The sequence below is a fragment of the Pseudomonas agronomica genome (genome assembly GCF_025917275.1).
Classification (GTDB): domain Bacteria; phylum Pseudomonadota; class Gammaproteobacteria; order Pseudomonadales; family Pseudomonadaceae; genus Aquipseudomonas; species Aquipseudomonas agronomica.
The window spans coordinates 1-488 of record NZ_JAOSHO010001036.1 but is presented as its reverse complement, the minus strand read 5'-3'; the positions used below and the strand labels follow the sequence as shown (position 1 = coordinate 488).

Genomic DNA, 488 nt, shown 5'->3' with positions numbered 1-488 from the left:
CTTGATGATGTTGCGGTTGAACTTGGCGGTGGCGTTCTTGAACTTGCCGGCGGCGACGTCGATGTTGCGGGTGCGTGGCGCTTCCGGGCCGTTGCGAAACACCACTTTGCAGGCCGCATCGGTGCTGCCGTAGTTGTTGACCTGGATCGAGCCGATGTCGGCATCGGTGTCGTAGGCGTTGTAGTCGATGCTCAGGCCGTTGAGGTGTTTTTCCACGTCGATCGGGTAGGCAAAGGCCGTCAGCGGCAGCAGGGCCAGCAGCGCACAACAGATTTTTTTCATTCGGCAGTCTCCACCAAGGGACCGCCAGCTTAGGACAAGAGGAGCTCAATATGAAAGCGCCCCGCGTGACCCTTGATCAATGGCGAACATTGCAGGCGGTGGTGGACCATGGTGGTTTCGCCCAGGCCGCCGAAGTGCTGCACCGCTCCCAATCCTCGGTGAGCTACACCGTGGCCCGTATGCAGGACCAACTCGGCGTGCCACTA

2 protein-coding genes are annotated in these 488 nt (G+C 60.2%); one reads left to right on the top strand and one right to left on the bottom strand.

The window, feature by feature from the left end; genetic code table 11:
* Positions 1 to 282: 3-phosphoglycerate kinase (locus OC610_RS28770; protein ID WP_264433189.1), on the bottom strand; the 282-nt coding region annotated here is incomplete at its 3' end.
* A gap of 50 nt (positions 283 to 332) precedes the next feature.
* On the opposite strand from OC610_RS28770, the gene OC610_RS28765 reads away from it, so the two are divergent.
* The coding region (locus tag OC610_RS28765; protein ID WP_264433192.1) for a helix-turn-helix domain-containing protein at positions 333 to 488 on the top strand (156 nt) is incomplete at its 3' end.